Annotated in this window: 20 protein-coding genes; 15 read left to right on the top strand and 5 right to left on the bottom strand. The window is 69.3% G+C overall.

Going from position 1 to position 23,524, the window contains the following annotated elements; genetic code table 11:
• Positions 1–36: 36 nt before the first annotated feature.
• From ABTV68_RS19350 to ABTV68_RS19365, 4 genes are all read left to right on the top strand, one after another.
• Complete coding sequence (locus tag ABTV68_RS19350; protein ID WP_433675297.1) at positions 37–1,443, top strand: FGGY family carbohydrate kinase; 1,407 nt, start codon at positions 37–39, stop codon at positions 1,441–1,443.
• On the top strand, positions 1,440–2,333 hold the full coding sequence (locus tag ABTV68_RS19355; protein WP_433675298.1) for a hypothetical protein: 894 nt from the start codon (positions 1,440–1,442) through the stop codon (positions 2,331–2,333). The genes ABTV68_RS19350 and ABTV68_RS19355 overlap by 4 nt, the downstream gene beginning before the upstream one ends.
• A 112-nt stretch (positions 2,334–2,445) precedes the next feature.
• The gene (locus ABTV68_RS19360) at positions 2,446–3,126 is read left to right on the top strand and encodes a hypothetical protein (protein WP_433675299.1); all 681 of its coding nucleotides are present in this window, start codon (positions 2,446–2,448) and stop codon (positions 3,124–3,126) included.
• Positions 3,123–3,422: a hypothetical protein gene (locus tag ABTV68_RS19365; protein ID WP_433675300.1), complete on the top strand. Its 300-nt coding sequence runs from the start codon at positions 3,123–3,125 to the stop codon at positions 3,420–3,422. The genes ABTV68_RS19360 and ABTV68_RS19365 overlap by 4 nt, the downstream gene beginning before the upstream one ends.
• Before the next feature lie 6 nt (positions 3,423–3,428).
• Here ABTV68_RS19365 and ABTV68_RS19370 read toward each other — a convergent pair whose 3' ends face one another.
• Complete coding sequence (locus ABTV68_RS19370; RefSeq protein WP_433675301.1) at positions 3,429–4,082, bottom strand: LysE family transporter; 654 nt, start codon at positions 4,080–4,082, stop codon at positions 3,429–3,431.
• A 636-nt stretch (positions 4,083–4,718) separates the two neighbouring features.
• Entirely contained in the window at positions 4,719–6,209 is a 1,491-nt protein-coding gene (locus tag ABTV68_RS19375) for a DUF222 domain-containing protein (RefSeq protein WP_433675302.1), read from the bottom strand.
• A gap of 505 nt (positions 6,210–6,714) precedes the next feature.
• Here ABTV68_RS19375 and ABTV68_RS19380 point away from each other — a divergent pair.
• On the top strand, positions 6,715–7,743 hold the full coding sequence (locus ABTV68_RS19380; RefSeq protein WP_433675303.1) for a hypothetical protein: 1,029 nt from the start codon (positions 6,715–6,717) through the stop codon (positions 7,741–7,743).
• Between the two features lie 16 nt (positions 7,744–7,759).
• Here ABTV68_RS19380 and ABTV68_RS19385 read toward each other — a convergent pair whose 3' ends face one another.
• A complete protein-coding gene (locus tag ABTV68_RS19385) occupies positions 7,760–8,305 on the bottom strand; it encodes an HTH domain-containing protein (RefSeq protein ID WP_433675304.1) in 546 nt (181 codons plus the stop codon).
• Here ABTV68_RS19385 and ABTV68_RS19390 point away from each other — a divergent pair.
• From ABTV68_RS19390 to ABTV68_RS19430, 9 genes are all read left to right on the top strand, one after another.
• On the top strand, positions 8,229–8,651 hold the full coding sequence (locus ABTV68_RS19390) for an Lrp/AsnC family transcriptional regulator (RefSeq protein ID WP_433675305.1): 423 nt from the start codon (positions 8,229–8,231) through the stop codon (positions 8,649–8,651). The two genes, ABTV68_RS19385 and ABTV68_RS19390, sit on opposite strands and share 77 nt — an antisense overlap.
• 41 nt (positions 8,652–8,692) lie before the next feature.
• Positions 8,693–10,471 (top strand): hypothetical protein, encoded by a 1,779-nt coding sequence (locus tag ABTV68_RS19395; protein WP_433675306.1) that lies wholly within the window; start codon positions 8,693–8,695, stop codon positions 10,469–10,471.
• Positions 10,468–12,312, top strand: coding sequence for an MBL fold metallo-hydrolase (locus ABTV68_RS19400; RefSeq protein ID WP_433675307.1), 1,845 nt, complete (start codon positions 10,468–10,470; stop codon positions 12,310–12,312). Before ABTV68_RS19395 ends, ABTV68_RS19400 begins: the two co-directional genes overlap by 4 nt.
• Positions 12,309–13,337: a LacI family DNA-binding transcriptional regulator gene (locus ABTV68_RS19405; RefSeq protein WP_433675308.1), complete on the top strand. Its 1,029-nt coding sequence runs from the start codon at positions 12,309–12,311 to the stop codon at positions 13,335–13,337. The genes ABTV68_RS19400 and ABTV68_RS19405 overlap by 4 nt, the downstream gene beginning before the upstream one ends.
• Positions 13,338–13,445: 108 nt before the next feature.
• Positions 13,446–14,435 (top strand): ROK family protein, encoded by a 990-nt coding sequence (locus ABTV68_RS19410; RefSeq protein ID WP_433675309.1) that lies wholly within the window; start codon positions 13,446–13,448, stop codon positions 14,433–14,435.
• Complete coding sequence (locus ABTV68_RS19415) at positions 14,428–15,006, top strand: D-sedoheptulose-7-phosphate isomerase (protein WP_433675310.1); 579 nt, start codon at positions 14,428–14,430, stop codon at positions 15,004–15,006. Before ABTV68_RS19410 ends, ABTV68_RS19415 begins: the two co-directional genes overlap by 8 nt.
• Positions 15,003–17,597: an alpha-mannosidase gene (locus ABTV68_RS19420; RefSeq protein WP_433675311.1), complete on the top strand. Its 2,595-nt coding sequence runs from the start codon at positions 15,003–15,005 to the stop codon at positions 17,595–17,597. Before ABTV68_RS19415 ends, ABTV68_RS19420 begins: the two co-directional genes overlap by 4 nt.
• A gap of 19 nt (positions 17,598–17,616) precedes the next feature.
• Entirely contained in the window at positions 17,617–19,464 is a 1,848-nt protein-coding gene (locus tag ABTV68_RS19425) for a hypothetical protein (RefSeq protein WP_433675312.1), read from the top strand.
• 226 nt (positions 19,465–19,690) lie between these two features.
• Entirely contained in the window at positions 19,691–20,377 is a 687-nt protein-coding gene (locus ABTV68_RS19430; RefSeq protein ID WP_433675313.1) for an esterase/lipase family protein, read from the top strand.
• A 79-nt stretch (positions 20,378–20,456) separates the two neighbouring features.
• On the opposite strand, the gene ABTV68_RS19435 is transcribed toward ABTV68_RS19430, so the two are convergent.
• Entirely contained in the window at positions 20,457–21,485 is a 1,029-nt protein-coding gene (locus ABTV68_RS19435) for a Gfo/Idh/MocA family protein (RefSeq protein ID WP_433675314.1), read from the bottom strand.
• The gene (locus ABTV68_RS19440) at positions 21,482–22,558 is read right to left on the bottom strand and encodes a Gfo/Idh/MocA family protein (RefSeq protein WP_433675315.1); all 1,077 of its coding nucleotides are present in this window, start codon (positions 22,556–22,558) and stop codon (positions 21,482–21,484) included. Before ABTV68_RS19440 ends, ABTV68_RS19435 begins: the two co-directional genes overlap by 4 nt.
• Before the next feature lie 291 nt (positions 22,559–22,849).
• Here ABTV68_RS19440 and ABTV68_RS19445 point away from each other — a divergent pair, with 291 nt between their 5' ends.
• Entirely contained in the window at positions 22,850–23,494 is a 645-nt protein-coding gene (locus tag ABTV68_RS19445) for a Pr6Pr family membrane protein (RefSeq protein WP_433675316.1), read from the top strand.
• Positions 23,495–23,524: the final 30 nt, after the last annotated feature.

The raw sequence follows: 23,524 nt of genomic DNA on the forward strand, positions 1-23,524 counted from the left end.
TTGCATTCTTTGTTCAAAATGTAACAAACTGTGGGCGTGACACTGGTCTTGGGACTGGATATCGGGAGCACATCGACGAAGGCCGTCCTCGTCGATGTGCGGAATGGTGTGCGCCTCGTGCACGCCGCGCGCCGATCCACGCCCGATGACGTCGACGCACTGATCGCCGCGACGGCCGCCGCAACACGCGAGTGCCTGACGCACGCCGATACTCCGGTGGTCGCGGTGGGAATCGCCGCGATGGCGGAGAGCGGTGCCGCTCTCGATGCGAGCGGACGCCCGATCACTCCGCTGCTCCGCTGGGATCGTGGTGTCGATCGGCGACACCTCCAGCGCCTGCTCGATCGTGACCCGCAGCTTCCCGCCCGCACCGGCGTGCCCGCCACTACCAAGCCCGCCGCCGTCACGCTCATCGCCCTGCGGGCGGAGCGACCGGACATGTTCGCCGCCCTGCACCACTGGTCGGGTGTGGCCGAGATCATCGCGCACGCACTCACGGGCTCGCGCGCCACCGATCTCACGCTTGCCGCGCGCACCATGCTGCTCACCGATGACGGCTGGAATGAAGCACTGCTGCGTGATCTCGGGCTCGCGCCGTCGGCGCTCGCCCCGATCCGCGTACCCGGCGAGCGCGCCGGGCGCACCGGCCCGATGGCGGCGGTGTTCGGACTTCCGCCGGGAGTCCCGGTGCACGTCGTCGGCCACGACCACGCCGTGGGTGCCTGGGCCGTGGGTGCACGCGTCGCCGGCGATGTCGCCGACTCTCTCGGCACCTCCGAAGCCGTGGTGCGCATCACCGACACCGTCGATCAGGCTCGCGCCGTTACCGAAGGATTCGCGGTCTCGCGGACCATCGACGGCTCCGCGGTCACGGTGCTCGGCGGCAATCCCAGCTGCGGCGCGCTGCTGGCGGACGAGGAACGCCGCAGGCCCGGCACGCTCCGACTCCTGCGGGGCATCGACGCAGATGCGTGGGAGGCGAGCCCGATGACGGTGCTGCCCTATCCCTCGGGGAGACAGTGCCCGCAGCCCGACCCCACGGCTCGGCTGCGCGTGATCGGCGAGGGCGACGAGTCCGATCGCGCACGCGCCGTGCTCCAGTCTCTGGTCCTGCAGGCACGGTGGATCCGGGAGAGCATCGACGACCTTGCCGGCTCCCCTGCCGCCTCGCTCACGGTCCTCGGCTCTCTCGCCGACCGTTACGAATGCTGGGCTCCGCTCATCGCGAGCGCCGGTGTCCCCACCCGTCAATCCGTCGCCCTGGAGCCGGTTGCCGCCGGCGCCGCGCTTCGTGCCGCGGTCGTCGAAGGCATCGCCTCGCCGGAAGTGACGCTGCCGGTCCGCGTCGTCACCCCCGCGTCCGGCCCCGGCCTTGACGAGGCCTTCCACCGCTTCCTCACCGCGGCTCGCGCGGTGTCCGTTCTTCCCGAAGGAGAATCATGACCACTCTCGATGCCCTCGCCCGCCCCGACGGCGGATTCGCCATGGTGGCGATGGATCAGCGGGAGAGCCTGCGCCACATGTTCCATCTGGCCGGGCACGGCCGCCCCGCCGACGACGTGCTGATCGATTTCAAGACCGCCGTGGCCGACGTGCTCGCACCGATCGCCTCCGCCTTCCTCGCGGATGCCCAGTTCGGTTTCGACACGGTTCGCGCAGCGGTTCCGGACAGCACCGGTCTGATCCTCGCGGTCGACGCCCTGGATCAGGCCGACGGTGGACCGGTGGAGGACACTGACATTGACGATGCAGCGTTCGCCCGAGTGGACGATGGTGTGGATGCGGTGAAGCTGCTGCTCATCTGGCGGCGGGACGAACGGCGCGAAGCCCGCGTGGAGATCGCGGCGCGTTTCATCGAGCAGGCGCGCTCTCGCGGGGTGCTGTCGGTGCTGGAGCCGGTGGTGCGCGCGGCACCGAGTGAGGCCGACTTCGACGTGGACGCCGCCATTCGCGAAGCCGCACGCGAACTGTCGCCGTTACAGCCCGACCTGTACAAGTCGCAGGTCCCGCTGGCCGGCGCCGGCACTCCCGCCGAGCAGCGGGCCGCGAGCGCGGCGCTGAACGCCTGCATGAGCACGCCGTGGGTCGTGCTGTCACAGGGGGTCGAGCGCGACCGTTTCGCGGACGCCGTGACCGCGGCCTGTCAGGAGGGGGCAAGCGGCTTCCTGGCCGGGCGCGCCCTGTGGAGTGATGTGGTGGGGGCGTCGGATCTGCGCGGAGAACTGGCCCGGCGCTCCGCTGATCGGCTGCGGGCGCTCGCCGATGTGGTCGATCGCCACGCCCGTCCGTGGCGAGACGCGGTGGCGGTTCCGGGCATCGGAGGCGCAGCGTGAGCCCCGTCCGCGTGGGTGTGCTGCACACCGTACCGGCGCTCGTTCCGGTCTTCGACAACCTGCTGCGCTCCCGACGGCCGGATCTGGATACTCCCGGCATCGGAGGCGCAGCGTGAGCCCGGTCCGGGTCGGTGTGCTGCACACCGTACCGGCGCTCGTTCCGGTCTTCGACGATCTGCTGCGCTCCAGACGGCCGGATCTGGATGTCGTACACGTCGCCGATGCGTCACTCCTGTCGCGCGCCGTATCCGGGGGGATCACGGACGACGTCCGGGCGGACCTGCGCCATCATCTCTCGGCGCTGCGGGAGGCCGGCGCGGCGGCGATGCTGGTGACGTGCTCGTCGATCGGCGAGGCTGCCGTTGACGCCGCCGCGGAGGTGGGGGGCGATCTCACGCGGGTCGATGCCGCCATGGCACGCGACGCCGTCACACGCGCGGCCGCAGATGACGCCGGGCGGGTGCTTGTGGTGGCCACCCTCACGGCCACGCTGGGGCCGACCACACGGATCGTGCAGGCTGCCGCAGACGCCGCGGGGGCGGAGGTTACGATCGTCTCGCACCTCGTCGACGGCGCGGCAGCTGCCCGAGCGGACGGCGATCAGGACCGGCATGACCGCCTCATTGCCGACGCTATCGCGAGCGCCGGCGAGACTGACGTCATCGTGCTCGCCCAGGCCTCGATGGCATCAGGAGCGGGTGGTGACCCTCGCGTGATGACGTCCCCGGTCTCCGGTGTCGAGGCCTTCCTCGCGGGCCTGTCGGCGTCGCCCGGGCCTAAACTCGGCGCGTGACTGCCGACACTGAGATCCTGCTCTGCTGCATGTTGTGGGCTCACGACGGGGAGGCCCTCGGGCTCTCCGTCTACGAGGATCGTGTTCTTGCCCTTGTGGCTGATCACGGCGGCGAGGTGCTCCAGCGCGCGGTGAGCGACGGGGCCGAGGGCCGTCCGCATGAGGTTCAGCTCTATCGTTTCCCCCATCAGGCTTCGCTGGACGCGTATCTCGCGGACCCCGCCCGCCTGGCTCTCGCCGACGAGCGGGATCGCACGATCGCCAGAACAGAGCTGTTCCCCGTCACACTCCGCTGACCGGGATCAGCCGACGGTGAGCGCGATGACGCCGTTGGCGATCACGCCGACACCGAGCAGGAGCACCAGCGCTGAGGCGAGGACACCCATGAGACGTGCGGTCCGCTGTCCTGCCGCCCGGCGGAACAGCGAGCCGATGGCTACCAGTGCGAGCTGCCATCCCAGTGAGGCACAGCCGGCGGAGAGGACGAAGACGATCGGCGTCGCCACGGAGTCAGCGGGTGCGCTCACCGCTCCGCCCAGCGCGACGAAGTAGACGAGGGTCATCGGGTTGAGCGCGGTGAGCCCCACAAATCGGAGGTAGGTGGCGGTGACAGGCCCGCCGGTCGTGAAGGGCTCCGCCCGCGCTGGCGCAGACGGCCTGGCGACGCTGTCGCGCAGCTGCCTGACCCCGATCAGGATCACCAGAAGTCCAGACGCGAGCAGGAAGCCGCCGCGGTGACTTTCGATCAGTCCGGCCAATAGCGTCCCGGTGGCGGTGGCGACCGCGCAGTAGATCAGGTCGGTTGTCGCGATTCCGAGGGCACCCGCGACACCGCGGCGCCATCCGCTGACCAATGCCTCGCGGAGCAGCATCGCCCCGATGGCACCCAGTGGCATCGCAACCCCGAGCCCCGCCAGTGCACCCGCACCAGCTGCACCCCACACTTCACTGACCATCCAGTCAGTGTGCGGCGGGCGCATGAAGTGCGCAGACATACTCGCAGCGTGACGGGGAATCTGGCGGTCGAAGCCGTCGGATGGAGCAGAATTGTCGGCCCAACTACAGGATCATGCAGTCATCCTTTGACTCGCCGAAGACGCAGTCCGTGGTGCTTGAACAAGCCGACCACGGTCATCCGAGACGAGTTGCTCGACGAGGCTGGACCTGCTGTGGCCGGCGAGACGAGCTGACGTCCGAGACGAGACAGGCCAAGATCACTGCAGAGACGAACCACGCTCACCAGAGAATCAGTTGCGATCACCTACGAGACCGGTCGCAGTGATGGAAGTTCGCGGCGGTGGCCTCCGAGGATGCGGCGGTGAACAGTCGCCGCACTCGCGTCGAGCGACCGCGCTGCCCGTGGGCGATGCCTCCCTGCGTGACGCAGGCACGCGGGCCCAGATGAGCGCATTCCCGGAATGATGCGAATATCGCCGTTGCCACAACACCCGGAGGATGAACTGGCATACGTCTCGCGCTCGCCAATCCAACGGTGAGCGAAGTGAAACGGTGGCGCACTTGACCGCAGGACAACGGACAACGGACAACGGGACGCCGGGCTATGAATCTTCCGGCCTGAGCGCCGGTGTGGGCTAGAACGGTGGCGGGCCGTCCGGAGGTCGGTACGTTCTCGATGCCGTCGATGGACTGTTCGCGTTGTCCGCTCGGGCGTCGCCTGTCACGGACATGGGGTCGTCTGTCGGGCTGGCGGTGAATGTCACGGTGCGGTGGGGCGGGGTGTCGATGTACTGGTAGCCGAGGGGGCTGGTCCAACGGAGAACTCCGCCGCCGAGGTTTTCGACCATCCAGGCGGAGTTGTGCTTCAGAACGTGATGGCGGCGGCAGAGGTGAGCGAGATTGTCGATGCAGGTCTCGCCACCGTCCTCCCATGCCTGGGTGTGGTCGAGGTCGCACTGATGAACCGGGCGGCGGCATCCGGGGAATCGACAGTGCTCATCACGAGCGGCGAGGAACCGACGCATCCCGGTCGACGGGGTGTACCGGTCAACGGCGAGGATGTCTCCGGTGGTCGCGTCGGTCATGATTCGGTCCCAGCCGGGCTGATGTGCTGCGAGGGTCCGTACGCTCTCTGCGTCCACCGGCCCGACGCCGGCCAGGACGGCACCCGTGTTGTCGAGTCCGGCGAGTGTCGTCACGGGGACGGTGACCTGCACCCGACCGCGGATGGCGGCGACAGCGTCCGACGTCGTCGTCGGTGCAGCACCCAGCAGCAGATCACTGACCACATCCGCCGCGATCTGCTGCAGCGTCCGCGCGTCACCCGCGCCCCCGTCACTGGCATCAGGGGCGACGCCCGCACGTGTGCCACCGGCGGAGCCCGCCGGTACATCGGCGCCATCGGCACAGGCGTGGGCATCAGAGAGGGGCGCGTCGTCCGGGTCGTGTTTGATGGCGCGTGCCATGCCCATGATCCGGTCGTAAGCGCCGTGCGCGAGCAGTGTCGGCAGGAACACAGACAGGTTCGACATGCCGTCGCTGTCCTCGGTGAGGGTGATGGAGCGCGCCTTACGGGCCTCGCGATGGCGATCGTAGAGCGTGACCGGCATGACGTGCTCGGCCAGCACCGCGAGCATGTTCTTCAACCGCCACGGCGTCGTCGTCTGCGCTTTGGCGACGGCCTCGACCTCGTACGCACTCCGAGCCGCGTCATCGGTGATCCCCGCCCCGGCCCGCACGATCACCTTCGCGTGCGCGGGCGTGATCAACCCGCCATCCAGTGCCGCATGGGTGGCCGGGAAATGAGTGACGAGCGTGTAGGCATCATTGAACTGACGCTGCACCTGCAGGTCGCTGAGGCTCAACGCGGCACCGAACTCCGCGGCCACCGAACGCACCGCCAACTCCATCGATGATGACGAGCGCGTCACCGGGCCATCTGGGTCCGTCGCGTGAGCCAACACCCGCGACCACAGCGATGCCTGCGCCGCCGCAAGCATCGCCGTCACCCTCTGCAGGCGCCGAGCCTGCTCCAACAACCCCGCCAGCTCCCCTCCTGGACCATCGACCGCGGTCGACGCTGAGGGAACTCCATGCTCCGGCAACCTCGCGGAAGTGGCGGACATCTTCGTCAGCATTCCGGACACCTCGATCACAGTGGCGGTGCTTGTTCCACCCTCTGCGACTGGTGCCGATGCTGCCGTTCTGACCATGCTTCATTCTCCCATTGTTCGAATCTTTGTTCTATAGATTGCGATGAATTTTCGATGAGATATACATGAGAAAGTTCGACCGGCGCCTGTGAATGCCGCCCCCTCCCGCGACCGCGGGTGCAGCTCACCCCCAGTGCGCCGCACCGCACTGCACCGCGGTGCATCGCAGCTCCACCCCAACGCACCACAAGCGATCCGGACGCATCCCACGACTGATACCCCCCCCCCCCGCCACGTCCACGGCGCATCGCCGATGACAGCTAGGGTGTCTGCAACCGGCGTCGACGACCCGAACAGGACAGCCGCGAGGGAACGAGATGCGATGAGCAAGCAGCGAACATGTCCGTCGTGCGGACGGCCCCACTACGGCAAGCGCGAATGCCGGCGCTGCACGCAGCGCAAACGCTACGAGGCGATCATGACGCTGACGCAGGAGCAGGCAGCCGGCCGCCTCACGGAGTTGAGTGCGCAGCGAAAGAGTCACCGCAGATCGGAGCCGTCCGCCGAGGCTGTCGACCTGGTCGCGCTCCGAGACCTCGACAGTCGCGCCTTCGCCGATGCACCGCACGCGGAGGACAGCCCGTCGTTCCTCTTGAAGGACGCCTCGCCCGCGACCAGGGATCGCTTGTTCGCATCCCTCAAGGACAGCCCCGGAGCGGCAGCAGGAAACGCACTGCACGCGCTGGCGTTCATCGGCGACGATGCGGTGGCATCGCGATTTCGAGCGTGGGAGCAGAGTCCGCCGTCCTGGCGAGAGCGCCTGTACGTCGGCCCGGAGGTGTACGCCCTGCAGGCCGATTGGGAGCCGACCGCCGACGGCACACGTCGCGATCTGACCTTTCCCGCCGCGGTCGCCTTCCAGCCGAGTGAAGCTCCACCGGATGGTGACGTCATCGGGGGAACAGCCGACGGCCGGTGCCCCCGATGCGGCGGGACGCTCACGAATGCAGTGACCATCACGGGAGCGCACCCGCGCTTCCTCGCGTTCGAGCTTGGGGGAGTGGTGTCCATCCCCGTGTGTCCATCGTGCTCGATGCTCACGGAAGCGAACGGAGACAGCGTCTGCGACTGGGTCCGATACGAGACCGACGGAACCAGCCGGATCGAGTCCACGAGCGCGATCGAGCCCGAACTCGGGGGCCCAGAGTTCTCCCTGCCCGTCACGTGGACACCCGCCACCGAGTACGCGGGCGGCTCGGCTACCCACTCCATCGACACCGGGCTCTGGCGAACTCACGCCGACTGCTATGAGGTGCCCGTCGTCGGCGGTCACCCGCTGTGGTTGCAGGACGCAGAGTATGCACGTTGCCCCGACTGCGACCGGCGCATGCGCCACCTCGCCTGGATTCCCCTCCACTGCCTCAGCGAGGACGGCGAAGAAGGCATCTGGTACGTGCAGATCTGCACCGACGACCGAGTCGCGGTCGTCGTCTATCAGCAGACCTAGGCCGGCATGGCGAGGTTCAACACGCTGACGAGCCACTGTCCCCGCAATGCCGACGGGAGCTTCTCCGTGGCAGACAGCAGCGCCGGATCACGGAGCGCGATGACGATGCGGTCGGTATCGACCCGCAGCAGCGTGCGAGCATCGCGGGGCTCAACTCCAGCGCGATCGTCAGCAACTCAGAGACGGCTCGAATCCGCGCGGCGGCCTCGATCTCCGCGCCGCATGCCAGGGCAGCCGCCAACTGCGAGATTCGAGCGGTCTCGTCCACGCTGAGGCTGGACGATGTCTCGATCCCCCGATGCGACGGCGGCTGCCCGAGGAGCGCCTCCACCCGTCCCCAATCGATCCCCGTGATGCCCTCCACAGCACCCGGCGTCATCGCTCCCCCGTCGATCAGATCATTCAGCTGCTCGATCGGCCCGTGCTGGACATGGCCCCTCACCCCACTCGCACGCCCCCTCCGCCCCGCGGCTAATCTGTACGCCATGGACAGCCAGGACGAGAAGATCCTCGGTCTTCTGCAGGAGAACGCGCGCCGTTCGTTCAGTGAGCTTGGACGCATGGTGGGACTCAGCACGAACGCGACCGCCGCGCGGGTGCGACGCCTGGAGGCCGAGGGCGTCATCCTCGGCTACACGGTGTTGACCGGCTCGGATGCTCCGGGACTACGCGGTGGCCTCGAGGTGTTCATCGACGTCCGGTTCGATTCGGTGACTGATGACGAGACCTTCACGACCAACATCGCGCCGATCGAGCAGATCGTCGACGCCGTGCACGTCACCGGGCCGTACGACTACCTGCTGCGGGCCCGCGTTCGCGATACCGGTGCACTCGACCAGCTGCTGCGCCGTCTGAAGCGGGACTGCGGTGCGGCGCAAACGCAGACCCGCGTGGCGCTGCGCTCCTGATCCCCTACACCTCTGGGAACGTTGTCACATACAATGTGAGCATGAGCTCCGCGCCTTCGCTGACGAGTGCGCCCGACCGGATCACGGTGCGCACACCCTCCTACTCCCTCTCGTGGAAACCCGGCCCCGACGGCCTCCGGCGCTCGCCGTACTTCGAGCTCTCCGCCGCGGACGGCACCCGCTGGATGCGGTTGTGCGCACTCTCCAGCGCACACACGCGCACCGCGCGCGACGAGAGCATGCGCCACCACGAACCCGAAGTGGCAACACACGACGACGCGATCGTCATCCGCGTCCGCACAGAATCCGCGGCATGGGATGCACGCGTCCTCGAACTGCGCTGCACGAACGACGCCGTGGAACTCACTCTCGAGGCGCACGGTGATGGCGACCTCACTGACATCACGATTCTCGGCGGCGACGGCATCCTCCCGACGGGAGCCTCCGGCGTCTTCCGCTCCGGTTTCGACGCGCAGTCGCTCTACGTTCCCAGCCCCACCGAGCCGGTCGCCTTCGTGCGTCCGATCTGGTCGGCCGCCTCGCTCGGTGTGGTGGGAGACGCCGACCCCGGCCGCCTGAACGGCGTGTTCTCGCCGCCTCCGCTGGCAATCGCCTTCGGCCGCGCACCCGTGACGGACCCCTTCACCCCTCCGCCGGGCCCCTGGCTGGCCGCCTGGCTGCGAGACGACGTCGCCAACCTCGGCTTCACGACCATGCGCTTCGACCCGGTCGATGACGGCGCGCTGCTGCGCCTCTCGTTCGAAGGCCACACCGCGGTCCACGGCGTGTGGCGCTCGCCCACCGTGGTCCTCTCGCCCGTCGATGCCCCGGCGCAAGCCCTCAGCGGCTACCGCGATGACCTCGTCGCCCATGGCTTCGCTCCCACCGCGGCACACACCCCGTCACCGTGGTGGCTGGAGCCGCTCTTCTGCGGCTGGGGTGCACAGGTAGCCCGCGGCGGCGCCCCTGCCCCGGACCTCTGCCGGCAGGACATCTACGACGAGTTCCTCGCGAGACTCACGGCCGCAGCGCTCGATCCCGGCACGATCGTCATCGACGACCGCTGGCAGGCGCAGTACGGCACCGCCGAACCCGATACCGACGCCTGGCCCGACATGCGCGGCTGGATCGCCCGCCAGCACGAGCTGGGCCGACGGGTCTTGCTGTGGTGGAAGGCCTGGGATCCGGCGGGCCTCCCGGCATCCGAGTGTGTCACCGATGCCGCAGATCGCCCGGTGGCGGTCGACCCGGGCAGCCCCGCGTATCTCCGCCGCCTCGACAGCATCGTGGACAGGCTGCTGTCGCCGGGGGGCCTGAACGCCGACGGCTTCAAGGTGGACTTCACCCAGCGCACGCCCAGCGGAACGATGCTGCGCTCCGCCCCCGACAGCGACGGCGTGTGGGGCATCGCCGCGCTGCACCGGCTCGTCTCGCGACTGCACGGGGCCGCGAAGCGGACGAAGCCCGACGCGCTTGTCATCACCCACACCGTGCACCCCTCCTTCGGCGATATCGCCGACATGATCCGCACCAACGATGTGCTCGAGCACGACACCACCGGCGCTCCCGTCTCCGTCGCAGCCCAGCTGCGCGCCCGTCACGAGATCATCGCCGCCGCGCTCCCGCACCACCCGGTCGACACCGACCAGTGGCCCATGCCCAATCGCGACGAGTGGCTCGACTACGCGCGCACGCAGGTGGGTCTCGGCGTTCCCGCGCTCTACTACATCGAGCAGGTGAGCCAAGCGGAGCCGATCGATGCGGAGCACCTCGCCGAGATCGCGCGCACCTGGAGCGACTACCGCGAGAGCCGACGATGAGCACCCCGGTCGAGGTGGCACGCGGCGTCTGGCGCATCGCCGACACCTGTGCGGTCTACCTCGTGGTCGATCCCGCGGTGCCCGAGGGCGAACGCGATGCGGTGGCGATCGACTTCGGCGCAGGACTCGCGCTGGAACACCTCACAGAGCTCGGGATCCGCCGGATCACCGACGTGCTGATGACTCACCATCACCGCGACCAGGCCCAGGGACTCCCCCTCGCGGCGAGCCACGGAGCCCGCATCCACGTGCCGCCCGTGGAGCGGGAGCTGTTCGACCGCGTCGACGAGATGTGGGACTCCCGGCAGCTCGACAACGACTACAACCTGCGCCAGGACCGCTTCTCCCTCCTCGAGCCGGTACCGGTCGACGCGGTGGTCCCGGAGTACCGCACGATGGACGTCGCGGGCGTCACGCTGCGCGTGCTCCCGACCCCGGGTCATACGATCGGCTCCGTCTCGTATCTGCTGGATCGCGACGACGCACGGATCGCGTTCTCCGGAGATCTCATCTACGCACCGGGGAAGGTCTGGTCGCTGGCGGCGACGCAGTGGTCGTATACGCAGAACGAGGGCCCGGCGATGACCGTGCTCAGCGCGCGGATCCTCATCGCCGAGGGTGTCACCCGCCTCGCACCCTCGCACGGCGAGGTGATGGAGGACGCCGCGGGCGCGCTGGACGCGCTGGCCCGCACGATGCAGGAGTACGTCGATTCCCGGCGGTCCTACCCGTGGGACCTGCAAGCGCGACTCGACGATCCGTTCGTCGCCCTGACCCCACACCTGCTGCTGAATCGCACGTCGATGTCGTGCTCGTACGTTCTGCTTTCCGAGACCGGTGAAGCGCTGATCATCGACTACGGCTACGACATGACGACCGGGCTCGCGCCAGGGCAGGAACGTGCCGCGCGGCGTCCGTGGCTCGCCTCGCTGCCCGCGCTCCGCCGCGACTACGGGGTGATGCGGATCACGGTGGCACTGCCCACGCACTATCACGACGATCACATCGCCGGCATGCCGCTGCTGCGGGAGATGGAGGGCACCGAACTGTGGATCCCGGAGAACGTGGCTCCGGTGATGGCCGATCCCTGGCGTGAGGATCTGCCCTGCCAGTGGTACGACCCGATTCCGGCGGATCGCGTGCTGACGCTCGGCGAGCCGGTGCACTGGAACGAGTACACGATCACCCCGCACCCGCAGCCCGGGCACACCCTGTACGCGGTGGCGTACGAGCTGGAGGTGGACGAGCTGACCGTGGTCTTCACCGGCGATCAGCAGGAGGGTCTCGGCGGACGCGACGGACGCCGGGACATCATGAACTACCAGTACCGGAACCTGTTCCGCCTCGGTGACTACGGCCAGAGCGCGGCGCTGTACCGGCGACTCGCGCCGGGACTGCTCGCAAGCGGCCACTGGGAGCCGCGCTGGGTGGACGATGCGTACCTCGACTACCTCGCGGAGTCTGCCGAGCTGGTCGACGCGCTGCATCAGCGCCTTCTCCCCCTCGAGGACGTCGCGATCGGTCCCGATGGACAGGCGGCACGACTGCTCCCCTACCGTCGCCGAGCACGGATCGATGACGAGCTGGAATACACCGTGGAGGTGCGCAATCCCCTGCCGCACCGCGCCGTCGCGCGGCTGAGACCGGTGCTGCCGATAGGCTGGCGCTCGTCCCAGCCGGAGGTCGAGCTGGAGCTCGATCCCCGCGAGGAGGCCGCCGTGCAGTTCATCGTCACACCCTCGACCGGGGGCCGACGCCGACGCGTCGCCGTGGACGTCACCATCGGTGATCTCCGTCTCGGCCAGCATGCCGAGGCTCTCGTCGAGGTCGACGAACCGTGAGCGGGCAGCGCCGCTCCCCGGTGACCCGCCCGACGATCCGCGAAGTCGCGGAGGCCGCGGGAGTCTCCCGATCCACCGCTTCGCGCGCGATGTCGGGCAACGGCTACGCGGCCCCCGAGGTCCGCGAGCGCGTACGCGCCGTGGCCAAGGAGCTCGGTTATGTGGTGGACGCCACCGCGCGGAGCCTGAAACAGCGCACGAGCCGCTCCGTCGGCGTTCTGGTCTCCGACCTGCGCAACGTCTTCTATGCGGAACTGGCCTCCGGCATCGGTCAAGAGGCGCGCGCTCACGGTCGCACGCTCGTGCTGGTGGATCTGCATGGCGACAGCACGGGTGAGATCGATGCCGCGGAGGCGCTCGTCGCCTCACGCGTGTCCGGCGTCATCGCCACCCCCGTGACCCGTGGCCTGAGCGAGTATCTGACGCGCATTGGCGTTCCGTTGATCGAGGTGGACCGCCGTTTCGATGCCGATGGCACCGACGCCGTGGTGGTGGACAACCGTGCCGCCGCTCGCGACACCACCAGCAGACTCCTCGCCGCAGGGCACCGCCGCATCGCGCTGCTGATCGATGAGACCGAGTGGACAACGGGTGACGAGCGACAGCGCGGCTATCTGGACGCCCTGGCCGCCGAGCGTATTCGCCCAGACGAGTCGCTGGTCGTGCAGGCGGGCTGGGACGCCGGTGAGGCTGCCGCTGCCGCCCACCATCTGCTCTCCCTGCCGAACCGTCCGACCGCCGTGTTCGCGGCCAACAACGTCCTCACCGAGGGGACCTGGCGCGCCGCGGCGGAGCTCGGCTTGCGCATACCGGAGGACGTCAGCGTGGTGGGCTTCGACGATGCCCCGTGGATGAGCATGGTGCGTCCGGGGGTCTCGACCCGCCAGCAGGACGCCGGAGCGCTGGGCGCGACCGCCCTGCGCGCGCTGCTGGAGCGCATCGATACCCCCGATGCGCCGGTGCGCACCCTGGTGCTGCCCACCAGCTTCCTGGATCGCGGATCCATCGCTCCTCCCGCCGTCTGAGCCGGATCCGAACCGATTCGGATCTTGTGGCGGCACATCGTCTTGCTATGATGTGGGAACGATGTCACACTGGGCGTTCATCGCTCACCGTGGAGTCCGGAGGAACGAATGGCAACGCAGCAGCCCGTGCTCGCGCTGGACATCGGCGGCACGAAGCTCGCCGTCGCGATGGTGTCGGCCGACGGCGGCACCCACGGGTTCCTCTCGGAACCCACGCGCAAGGAGCGCGGCCCCGAAGCCGTGATCGCGCACCTGTTCGACATGGGTCGCCGCAGCATCGCGGCCGCCGGTGTCGGCGCCCCCGCCGCGGTGGGGATCAGCTGCGGCGGGCCGCTGGATGCCGTCCGCGGCGTGCTCACGAATCCACTGCACCTGCCGGGCTGGATTGATGTGCCCATCGTCGCGCTCGCGTCCGAATTCTTCGGCGTTCCCGCGGTGCTCGAGAACGACGCGACCGCGGGCGCTCTCGGCGAGTACCGCTACGGCGCGGCAGCCGATGCGGACACCGCGCTGTACCTCACGCTGTCCACGGGCGTCGGGGGCGGTGCCGTGATCGACGGCATGCTGCACCGCGGCGCGGCCGGCAACGGCGGCGAGTTCGGCCACCTCACGGTGCGACCCGGCGGACGGCTCTGCGCCTGCGGTCGTCGCGGCTGCCTGGAGGCCTACGCGTCCGGGACCAACATCGCCGTGCGGGCGAACGAGCTGCTCGCCTCGGTCCACACCCCCTCGTCGCTGCGCGATCTCGACACCGTGCGTGCGGAGGACGTGTCCCGCGCCGCCGCGGCCGGGGACACGCTCGCCGCCGCCGTGTGGGATGAGACCACCGCGCTGCTCGGGCAGGCCGTCACCGATCTGGTGAACCTCTTCGAACCGCACGTGGTAGTGCTCGGTGGCGGCGTCACCCGCGCCGGGAAGCTGCTGCTCGATCCGGTGCGCGAGACCGTCCGCACCACCGCCATGCCCCCCGCGGCCGCGGCCGTCGAAGTCTGCCTCGCCGGCCTCGGCGACGAGGTGTGTGTGGTGGGCGCCGGCGCGCGCGCCCTCGACCTCGTCCGCACCACGACATCGCCCACGAAGGATTCCGCCCATGTCTGACTGGCTCGACTCGCAACTCGGCACGCACATCCGCGTGGCCGAGGACGCCACCGATCTGCTGGATGACGTCCGCGCGATCGGCGCGGTGCTCATCCGCGCCTTCGCCAATGGCGGCACCCTGTACACCTTCGGCAATGGCGGCAGCGCCGCCGACGCGCAGCACTTCACCGGTGAGCTGATCGGGCACTACAAGCGCGACCGACGCCCGCTTCCCGCCGTCACGCTCACGACGGATGCCACCGTGTCGACCTGCATCGCCAATGACTACGCGTTCGAAGACGTGTTCTCCCGCCAGGTGGAGGCGCTCGCCGGCCCGGGCGATGTGGTCGCTGCGTTCACCACCTCCGGCAAGTCCGCCAACATCGTGCGTGGGCTCAGCGCCGCTCGCGATGCGGGAGCCACCACCCTGCTGTTCGCGGGGGGCGACGGCGGCGCGTCCCTCGCGCTCGCCGATCACGCTCTGCTCGCACCGAGCACCCAGACCCCGCGGATCCAGGAGCTGCACACCTTCCTCCTGCACGCGCTGTCGGAGATGCTGGACGCATGGGCCGCCGGAGAGGAGCCGTCATGACCATCGACCACGAACGCGCGCCGATTGCGAACGCCCCTTCGGGAGCGCAGCCCGCCTTCCTCGCACACGTCTCCCGTCCCGCCGCCACCCCCGATCGCACCCTGCATATGATCGGCAACGCTCACCTGGACCCGGTGTGGCTGTGGCCGTGGCAGGAGGGGTATCAGGAGGCGCGCGCCACCTTCGCGAGCGCCCTGGATCGCATGGACGAGTATCCCGACTTCGTGTTCACCTGCGATCAGATCGTGCTGCTGTCGTGGGTGGAGGAGCAGGATCCGGAGATGTTCGCGCGCATCGCAGAGCGCGTCGCCGAGGGCCGCTGGGTCAACGTCGGCGGCTGGTGGGTGGAGCCGGACTGCAACATGCCGATGGGCGAGTCGTTCGCGCGCCAGGGTCTGTATGGCCAGCGCTACCTGCACGACCGCTTCGGCACGATCGCCACGGCCGGCATGAACGTGGATCCGTTCGGTCACAGCGCGAGCCTGCCGCAGATCCTGCGCGGACAGCGCATCGACTCCTACTGCTTCCTGCGACCGGGCCCGCACGAGGGCGACCTGGACGGCACGCTGTTCCATTGGGAGTCGCCGGACGGCTCGCGCGTGCTCGGGTACCGGATCCCGTTCGAGTACTGCAGCCCGCCGGGAGACGTCGCGGGCCAGACGGAGAAGTCGCTGGGCCAGCTGGATCGATCGCTCGGCGAGGCGATGGTGTTCTATGGCGTCGGCAACCACGGCGGTGGCCCGACGAAGGCCAACATCGACTCGATCCACCGCTACGACCGGATGGGAACCTTCGGGAGGATGACGATGTCGTCACCACGCGCGTACTTCGACGAGATGCTCGCCCGCGGCGACGCGTTCCTCGACTCCCTCGCGGTGCGCCGCGACGACCTGCAGCACCACGCCCCCGGCTGCTACTCCGCGCATTCCGGCATCAAGGCGTGGCAGCGGCGCGCACAGTATGCCGTGCTCTCGGCGGAGCGCTGGGCGGCCATCGACACCGTGCTGACGGGTGCCGACTACCCGCGCGACGACTTCGAGCGCGCGTGGAAGCAGATCCTCTTCAACCAGTTCCACGACATCCTGCCGGGTTCGGCCATCGAGCCGTCCTACGACGACGCGCGCGATCAGCTCGGCGAGGCTGTCGCTATCTCCAAGCGCATCATCACCCGCGTGCACAACCGGATCGCGCGGCGGATCGACATCCCGATGGACCCCGCCACGCAGCCCATCGTGGTGTTCAATCCGCACCCGTGGCCGGTGTCGGTGGAGGTGGACATGCAGTACGGCGTGCAGCCGAACGGCGTGCGCGTGGTGGATCACGACGGCACCGAGGCGCTGTCGCAGGCCACGCAGTCCACCGCCACGACGGGCGACCGCGGGCGCGGTGCCGTCACGTTCCGCGCCGATGTGCCGGCTCTCGGCTACGCCCTCTACCGTCTGCTCCCGGGCCCGGCGCGGGCAACTCGATCGGCGCTGTCCGTCTCCGACGATGGCACCGTGTTGGAGAACGATCACGTCCGCGTGGAGCTCGACCCCACCACGGGGGATCTGATCTCGCTGCTGCACAAGGCGTCGGGGCTCGACCCGGTGGCCGGCACCCGCGGCGCCCCGCGCACCGCCATCTGTGAGGACCCCACCGACACCTGGGGCCATCGCGTCATCTCCTACGCCTGGCCCGGGGCCGCGATGACCCTCGACCGGATCGTGGTGCGCGAGACCGGCCCGCTGCGCTCCCGTGTGCGCGTCGAACGCGTCTGGGGCGAGAGCCGCCTGATCGAGGAGTACCTGCTCACGCACGATGCTCCGGCGGTGCGGGTCGACGTGACCCTCGATTGGCGCGAGAAGGCGCACCTGCTGAAGCTGCGCTTCCCGGTGGCTCTCACCGATCCCGCCGCCACGTACGAGATCCCCTACGGCACGATCGAGCGTCCCGTGGACGGTGCCGAAGAGCCGGCCCAGTCGTGGGTCGACCTCACCGGATCGATCGACGGTTCCCCCGCCGGTCTCACCGTGGTGTGCACGAACAAGCACGGCTGGGATGTGTCGCCGGCCGGTTCCGCCGGCGGAGACGTCCCGAGCATCGGGATCACGGCGGTGCGCAGCCCGGTCTACTCGTGGCACGACCCGCGCCTGCTGGATGCGGAGGGCATCTACTCCTTCCAGGATCAGGGCGTGCAGCGGTTCTCGCTCGAGCTGATCCCGCACGCCGGCAACTGGCGCGCGGCGCAGCCCACGCGGCGGGCCACCGTGCTCGGCGCGCCGGTTCGCGCCCAGCAGGAGTCGTTCCACGCGGGCGATCTCGCGCCGGTGCACGGCTTCGTGGATGACGGCGCAGGCGCCGTGATGGTCAGCGCCGTCAAGGGCAGCGAGGATGTGCCGGAGGGCGCACCGGCGGACCTCATCGTGCGTGCGGTGGAGACTCTCGGACGGGAGGGGGAGGCTCGTGTCGAGCTGCCTCTCGTGGGCCGCACGATCACGGAGTCCTTCCGCCCGCACCAGGTGCGCACGTTCCGGGTGCCGCTGGACCCGGAGGCGGCGATCGTGGAGGTGGACCTGCTGGAGTGGCCCCTCGACGACGGGCCGCGATGACCGGGCGCAACCCGCGCTCATGACGCGCACCGCCGCACCCATCATCCACGTCCTGGACGCGAATCCCGCGGACTTCTCGATCGCCGTGGCGCCCGCGAGCGACGGCGTCTTCGTCGTGCGTGCCGCCTTCCACGGCGACGCTCCGGTGGAGGCCGCACTGCGGGTCTCGATCGAGCTGGCCGACGCACGCGACCCGTGGTGGCTGATCCCCGGCGCCTTCCTCGGCGACAACCGCCCGGCCGACAACGACCGGATCTTCCCGCGATTCGTGGCCGGCGCGTCGAACGCCGAGCACCACGCCGCGTTCGTCAGCGACGAATGGCATTTCCGCTCCGATCGTGCGGCGACGCCGATCGTGATGGTCTGGCCCGAGCCGGGGGCGGCAGGGCTGGCGCTGTCGGCACCGCCACGCACGGCGCTCGGCCTCACCGGCTTCGGGTTCGCGCTGCGGGACGGGCGCGCCGTGCTGTCGGCGACCTTCCCGTCGCGTGAGTTCCCCGTCACGTACTACGGCGACGCCGTCCCGCGTCCGGCGGAGCGGTTGACGCATCGGTTCCAGCCGGGTGACACCGTGGAGGTGTCGGTGCGCGTACACCCGCTCTCGGCGGATCGGCACGACTACGCTCGCGTGCTCCGCGAGTTGCACATGCAGACGCGAGATTCGGCGCCGCTGCGCCCGTGGATCGGGGTCTCCGCCGCGGCCGAACTCGCCGCGAGTGGACTGCTGCGCTGGCACTACGACCCGGATCCCGGCGTGCTGCTGGAAACCGTCGGCTTCGATCGCGAGGTCAGCGGTCGCGACGGAAAGAGCGTCGATCGGCAGGCGATGCACGTGGGATGGGTGTCGGGGATCCCGTGGGCGTACGCGATGCTGCGCCACGCCATCCGCACCGATGATGCCGAGCTGCGCGGGGCCGCCCAGCGAGTCATCGACTTCTGCACCGCCGAGCTGTCTCCCAGCGGGACATTTTGGGGCGTCTGGTATCGCGACTCCGGGTGGACGCAGAGCTGGACCCATCATCGTCGCGGACTGCACAGTCGGACTCTCGGGGAGGCGACGCAGTTCCTGGTGCGCGCCGTCGAACTCACCGGGGATGCCTCCTGGCGTCGCGCCGTTGTCTCGAATCTGGATGCGGTGGTCGCCCGGCAGCGCCCGGATGGAGCGCTCGGAAGCATCCACCACGCGGAGACCGGCGAGGTGCTCTCGTGGCAGGGCAGTGCGGGACTCGCCTGGGTCGCGGCGTTGGCGGACGCATCGGCCTGGGATCCGCGCTATCTGCCCGCCGCCGAGCGTGCCGGCGATCACTACGCCGCGCTGGTGCACGCGGAGAATCTGCACGGCGCCCCGGAGGATGTCGATCTCGCCCCCACCAGCGAGGACGGCTACGTCGCCGTGATGGCGTACCTGGCACTTCACCGCGCCACGGGACATCCGCGGTGGCTCGATCTTGCTCGCCGCGCCGCGGACTTCGCCCTGACGTTCCGCTACTCCTACGACGTCGCCTTCGCGCCTACCTCGATGCTGGGCGTCTACGGCTTCGGCACGCGTGGCGCCGATCAGGCTTCCACCTCCAACCAGCACCTGCACGCGTACGGACTGGTGATGACGCGGGAGATGCTCGAACTCGCCGAGGTGACGGGCGACGACTACTACCGCGAGCGCGCGCTGGAGTCACTGGCGTGCTTCCGCCAGTTCGTGGCGCGCTTCGACGGTGATTTCAACGCCTATCGCGGCATGGTGACGGAGCGCTACTACCAGACACTGTGCTTCCAGCCGCCCGGGATGCTGCTCACGCTGTCGCACGCGTGGAGTGCCGGGGTGCTGCTGCTCGGGTGTGAGGACGCCCTCGCCGCCGGCATCGCGTGACTATCCGTCGTGCGCCCGTGAACGATTCCCTGACTCCGGCCTCCGGTTCTTGAGCGCTTTTCGTATCGCTTCGCGGATGCTGAGCGAGGAGAGTGCGACGAGACAGAATGCGCTCGTTCGGGTCTCGCCCACGGCGCTTGCATAGAGCCGCTTCTCCAACAAGCCCCTCGCCGACAGGGCGACTCGGACGGACGCTGGTACTTCCGCTGAGTCGAGGAGGTGCGGTGTGGAAGTGATCCTGGTCCCCGGTCTGTGGCTGGACGCGTCCAGTTGGCAGGACGTGAGCGATCGCCTCGCCGCCGCGGGCCACGAACCACACGCGCTGACGCTGCGCGGCCTGTCGTCGCGCACCGCGGATCGCACCGGGATGATGCTCGCCGATCACGTGGCCGAGATCGTCGGAGCCATCGACCGCGCGTCGGGCCCCGTCACACTCGTCGCGCATGCCGAGGCCGGTGGGCTGGTGCACGCCGCCGTCAACCGACGACCCGACCGCGTCGCGCGGGCGGTGTACGTCGGCGGATTTCCCAGCGCTGACGGCACCTGCGTCCTCACCGGGTGCGCACCGTTCTCACCGCACGCCCGTGGACGTCGTCCGGAAACCGACCCCGGTCTCGCGGCCCTGCACGACCGCGCCGAGGAGAACGGGACGCACGCCGTCGACTCGCTCCAGCGCCTGACCGACCCGCGCCGCTACGACATCCCGGTCACCGTGATCGCCACCGAGTTCCGCGCCGACGACGTGCGCCGCTGGACGGCCGCCGACCAGGATCCGGCGCGTGAGCTTCGGCGGATCCGCGACGTGACGACCGTCGACCTTCCCGCGGGACGCTGGCCTCAGATCGAGCGGAGCGCGGAGCTCGCCGAGGCGATGCTCGCCACGCTCCCCGCCGTCACCGTTCCGCTCGCGTAGCCCAGGTCGAACGCCGACCGCGCCCCAAGCCGCGGCTCCACAACAGACCTGGGTGAGCTGACCCGGGGCGGCACTCGACTCAGGCGTCGACCACCTCCGAGGCTCCCACCTCCACGATGCGTCCCGTGGCCGCGGACTCGTACGCGGACAGGATCACCTCCAGCACGTCGATGCCCTCCTCGTGGGTCTGGATCGGCCGGGTCCCGCCGCGGATGCTGTCGGCGAAGTGCGCGACTTCCGCGGCGAACTCGTGCACCAGCTCGAAGGACACCGTGACCGGCTCCTCGCCACGCAGGCGCGACGTCAGCGTCGTACCGTCGGAGGTCAGCGAACCCTTCTCGCCGACGAGCGAGAACTTCTCCGTGCCCACCGCAGGCTGGTACGCCCAGCTGGTGGTGACGTGTCCCACCACGCCGTTGTCGTACCGGACGAGCACCTGCGCCGAATCCTCCCCCTCCATGAAGGCGAGGCGATGACGCGAGAGCATCGCGGTCACGGCCACCGGCGATCCGCCGGCGAGATGCTGCAGCAGGTAGAGCGGGTGGTAGCCCGTGTCGATCAGCTCGCCGCCACCGGCCGTCGCCGCCGTCGCCCGCCAGCCCATGCTCTCCGGCGTGAAGTCGTTGTAGAAGCTGTCGGTGGTGCGAACCTCGTAGACCCGGCCCAGCGCTCCGCTGTCGATCATGGCCTTCGCGGCGGCGACAGCGGGCTGGAAGAGCTGATTGTGCGCGCACATCACGGTGACGCCGGTGCGCTCGACGGCCGCGGTGATCGCAGCCGCCTCCTCCCGTGTGAGACACAGCGGCTTCTCGCACAGCACGTGCAGTCCGGCATCAGCCGCGGCGATGATGGCCGCCGCGTGCAGGTGGTGGGGCAGGCAGATGTCCACGGCGTCGATCCCACCCGCGGCGATCATGTCGCGATAGTCCGCGTAGATCTGGACGCCCGCATCGTCGCCACGGCGCCGCTCCGCACTCTCGCGCACCGGATCCGCGATCGCCGCGAGGACGACGCGCTCCGGGTGGTGGCGGTATCCGGCCACGTGGGCTCCCGCGATGCCGCCGGCCCCGATCAGTCCGATGCGGAGGGGCGTGGTCTGCGTGCTCATTCGGATCCTCCCTGATCCTGTTGTGTGGTGGTGATGTAGGCCGAGCCGGTGACGGAATGATCCGACGTGGTGACAGCCTGCTCCCCCGTGGTGACGGTCTGCCCGGTTTCCGCCGCCATGTTGGCGGCGACGATGAGGGCGGTGAGATCGATCGCGGCGCGGAGGTTCGCACCGGTGTCGGCCCCGCGGCGAATCGCGTCGATCCACAGATCGAAGGGTGTCGTTCCCGCCTCGGCGAGCGGCACGGGTGTCCAGTCCTCGCCGAATCGGCCACCCTTGCCGATGAGCCCATCGCGGGCGAACCCGTGGAGGAGCGTCGCCTCGGTGCCACGCAGTTCGAGGGCGAAGGCTCCGGGTGTGGTGACGAAGCTGGCCTCGGCCACGCCAATCGCACCATTGCCGTAGCGCGCTGTGACGACCGCGTTGTCCTCGACGGCGCGGCCGGTGACGTGCCCGTAGCTTGCGGAAACCTCACGTGGCTGCGCACCGAGGAACCTTTGCACGAGGTAGGCGGGGTGACACCCGAGGTCGGCGAAGGCGCCACCGATCGCCGCAATCGGGTCGGCGAAGCGCTCGGGCAGCCACCCACGCAGCCATCCGTCGTGGGCCATCCGAACGCGGACGTAGGTGAGGTCGCCGAGCGCTCCAGACTCGACGAGGTTGACCGCCGTCCGGATCACGGGCTCCGCCAACCGCGGGAGCGACACCACCAGCGCCGTCCCGCTCTCCTGCGATGCGCGCACCAACGCCTCGCATTCGGCCACCGTGGGCGCGAGCATCTTCTCGGTGAACACCGGGACTCCCGCGGTGAGCGCCGTTCCGATCACGGCGCTGTGCGTGCTGGTCTCGGACGTCACGGTGATGGCGTCGACGTCGAACCGCGCCAACAGATCATCGAGGCTGTCGGCCACCGGGACGCCCAGTCGTTCACCCGCCTCGCGAGCACGATCGGGGTCGTCGTCCCAGACCGCGGCGACGCGGGTTTCGGGATGTTCCGACGCCTGCCGGGCGTAATCGTGGGCATGGACGTGCCAGAAACCGGCGATGCCGATTCCGAGCGCCTGTTCGGGCATGCGTGCACTCCTTCGTGACTCGCTCGCAATGTGGCAACGTTACCACATTCGTTCCTCTCGACGTGTGGCGAGTTGACGGTGCGTTGCGTCGCACAGGTGCGGCGAATCCAGGAGGATGCGCCGAATCAATGACCGATTCGGCGTTCAGGTCATGGATTCGGCGCATGTTCATGGACTCACACACCCCCCCGCGTCCGCAGGCGATGCCCGCGCGGCCCCGCGGACCGCCGGAGAGTTACGTAAACTCGCCGGATGGCGCGTTCAGCGCGGAGAGAGGAGCAGCGGCGGACAGTGAGGGCACGGACGATCTTCGGCGTGCTGCGTCTGACCGCCGCGGGCGTGTGCCTCACCGCGCTGGTGCATCGGCTGTTCTGGGGGCTGAGCTCCCACACCACCGCGGGTGACAACTTCTTCGCCTACCTCACCGTGCAGTCGAACTGCGCGCTGGTAGTGGTGCTGATCATCGGCGCTGTGCTGGCGCTGCGTCGCCCGACGGATCCGCGCTGGTTCAGCGTGGCCCTGTCGCTGGTGCTCACCTGGACCATCACCGCAGGAATCGCCTTTGCGCTCATCGTCTGGCAGGCCGGAATCCGCGGCATCCGCGTCGATGTGCCCTGGTCCGACCAGGTGCTGCACTTCTTCCTGCCGGCGTGCACGGCGGTGGCGTGGGTCCTCACTCCGGGCCACCGCAGGGTGAGCTGGTGGATCGTGCCGACCTGCCTCGCCTTCCCGCTCGCGTGGGGCGGTGTGACGTTGTGGCGCGGTCCGCTCGTCGGCTGGTATCCGTATTATTTCCTCGACCCACGGCAGGTCTCCGGACCGGCGGAGTTCCTGATCACCTGCGCAGCAGCCCTGGCGATGTTCGCCCTGATCGCGACCCTGATCGTCCTAGCCAGCCGAATTCATCGCCCCGGACATCCGCCCGCCGCGATCTGAACGAACGGGCCCAGCAATCGGAGGAGTGCG

This window comes from Microbacterium gorillae (assembly GCF_050990725.1).
GTDB lineage: Bacteria > Actinomycetota > Actinomycetes > Actinomycetales > Microbacteriaceae > Microbacterium > Microbacterium gorillae_A.